Annotated in this window: 3 protein-coding genes; all 3 read right to left on the bottom strand. The window is 59.7% G+C overall.

The window, feature by feature from the left end:
- Window positions 1–51 precede the first annotated feature (51 nt).
- The 3 genes from NW819_RS12140 to NW819_RS12130 all read right to left on the bottom strand — a co-directional run bounded on the left by NW819_RS12140 (window position 52) and on the right by NW819_RS12130 (window position 1,813).
- Window positions 52–582 carry a hypothetical protein gene (locus NW819_RS12140; RefSeq protein ID WP_414413894.1) on the bottom strand — a complete coding sequence of 177 codons (531 nt, stop codon included), beginning with the start codon at window positions 580–582 and terminating at the stop codon, window positions 52–54.
- A 9-nt stretch (window positions 583–591) separates the two neighbouring features.
- A complete protein-coding gene (locus NW819_RS12135; RefSeq protein WP_414413893.1) occupies window positions 592–978 on the bottom strand; it encodes a plastocyanin/azurin family copper-binding protein in 387 nt (128 codons plus the stop codon).
- A gap of 169 nt (window positions 979–1,147) precedes the next feature.
- Entirely contained in the window at window positions 1,148–1,813 is a 666-nt protein-coding gene (locus tag NW819_RS12130) for a DUF4439 domain-containing protein (RefSeq protein WP_414329579.1), read from the bottom strand.
- Window positions 1,814–1,996: the final 183 nt, after the last annotated feature.

Below are 1,996 nucleotides of genomic sequence, written 5' to 3'. Positions count from 1 at the left end.
GTGGCCGTGGGAGGTGGAGTTTGGCGAGTGCGCCTGGATAAGACCCCAAAGTCAGATCAGTGAACGGGTCAGTGCAACCGGATCATAAAGAAGCATGGCCAAAGCCCCGATTCCCCCTGCCACCGCAAACTGCCACTCCAGCCCCCACAGCAGGCAGGCAACTCCGGCCAGGATCTGGATCCCACCGGTGATCCAGTAGGGGAGACGCGGCGGATCCACCAGGCCGTTGAGCCAGTGGCCCAGCCCCATTTGCCACAGCCAGAACACCCCCAAATACTGGCCCAAGGCTGCCAAAGGGGTACGTCCGACAAAGGGCAGCACCGAGAGGATCATGCCCTGGGCGATCACCAACGTCCACACCAAACCCACAAAGTAGAGATGGGCCAGTCCGGCTGTTCGAAACTCCGGCAGCCTGGTCTGCCGCACCATGTAGCCCAAGCCAACCAGGGAAATCACCAACCACAGCCAGTTGATGTTGGCCTCTTGGTGAAACTGGGTGGCGGCGAACCCCATCCCCAGAAGAATGGCCCAAACCAGGTACACCCGCCGACAAATGTTCCAGAAGGGAAGAGGGGTTTGCATGGCCTTCACCTAATCGACGACGACAATGCGGCCCACCATGCTGGGGTGGATCTCGCAGAAATAGTCCTGGATCCCAGCTACTTCGAACACCACCGCTTTGCTCTCGTTGCGACTTAGCCGTCCCGTCCCTTGAAACTGCGCTCCCTCCACAGGAGTAGCCGTGTGGGGGGTGGAATCCAGGTTGGTGAAGGTCACCTTGCCCCCCCGCTTGAGGGTAACCTCCGAGGGCAGGTATTGAAACCCGCGAATGATCACCTCTGCTGCCGCCGTTGCTTCGACAGGATCCCGCTCCGCAACGGAGCTGGCTTGTCGCCACCGATCCACGGCCAAGATGGCCCCCGCATTGAGCAGGGATCCCAGTCCACTCAGCAACAGCAACCGCCGCGTCATTGGCATAGGGCTTTCTCCACACAGGTTAGGAAGCGAAAAAAAGCTGAGGCGTTCAGAAGAAGGCGATTGCGACAGCAGTGCAGAGCACTTGGATCTCCAAGCCCCAAGTCCTACAGAGGACGTTGGAAGGCTTTGCAGATCATCGCCTCATCGCCGGCAGGGGTTACCAACAGCTCTACACCTTCAGGATCCAGCGCTCCCGAGTCTCGGCGCTGACAAAGGGGGCAGGCACCACCAGAATGCTGGGGTCAAGGCTGTGGAACACGGCCCGGATTGCGGTGGCATGGGCAACTTCGTTGGGGCCAATGGTGCTGGCGGCAGCCACCAGGTCTTTGTTGGAAAGCTGGGTAAACGCGTCGTTGTAAGCCAAGGCTGCATCAAACTCCAGAGCCAGGGCCAGCTTGGCAATGTTGGCATCGGAGTCGAGATTGCCTTCTTTGTTGTCGATGTAGGTGGAAAGGTCGTAGCTATCCCGGGCCCGAGAGGGGATCCCTCCCAGTTGCCGCACGGCGCCCGCCAGCAGATCCCGATGCTGCTCGTGATCCTTCAGGTTCTTGGTGGCCACTTCCAACACGATCTTGCCCACCTCAGTATTGCTCAACTTGCCGGCAGCGGTTTTGTAGGCCCAGATTGCCTGCTGTTCCAAGTCGATGGCCGCGTTGAGGATGGCGATGTCGGCAGTGTTGGACTGGGCGGCACCGGGCAGGGTGCGCAATCCAATTGCTCCACCTACGCCCGCCAGCAAACCAGCCAACAACAAGCTGCGGCGGGAGGTTGCAGGGCTGGGATCCCATTCGGCGGCCAATTGAGGCAGAGCGAAGGGAGTCTTTGCAGTCTTCATCTCAAGTCTCCTGTCTCGAAAGATGGCAACCAACCTTCAGGGGCTTGCTCTGGGTCGGGCAATTCCCTCTGGCCTGGTCTGATGGAGATACGCCGTGGATGCCGCCGCGGATGCCTGAGGGAAGAGATTTTCGTGGTCAAATAGCCATGAAATGCCTCTTCGAACTCCCCTCTCCCTCTGGGA

Source organism: Synechococcus sp. R8-2, assembly GCF_047461715.1.
Taxonomy (GTDB): Bacteria; Cyanobacteriota; Cyanobacteriia; order Thermostichales; family Thermostichaceae; genus Thermostichus.
The sequence above is the reverse complement of the archived record's forward strand: the minus strand, read 5'-3'. Positions and strand labels throughout refer to the sequence as shown.

What these genes read in the sequence shown, in the direction of transcription:
- NW819_RS12130 (WP_414329579.1), bottom strand. Translation starts at nt 1,813, where the DNA reads ATGAAGACTGCAAAGACTCCCTTCGCTCTGCCTCAATTGGCCGCCGAA.
- NW819_RS12140 (WP_414413894.1), bottom strand. Translation starts at nt 582, where the DNA reads ATGCAAACCCCTCTTCCCTTCTGGAACATTTGTCGGCGGGTGTACCTG.
- NW819_RS12135 (WP_414413893.1), bottom strand. Translation starts at nt 978, where the DNA reads ATGCCAATGACGCGGCGGTTGCTGTTGCTGAGTGGACTGGGATCCCTG.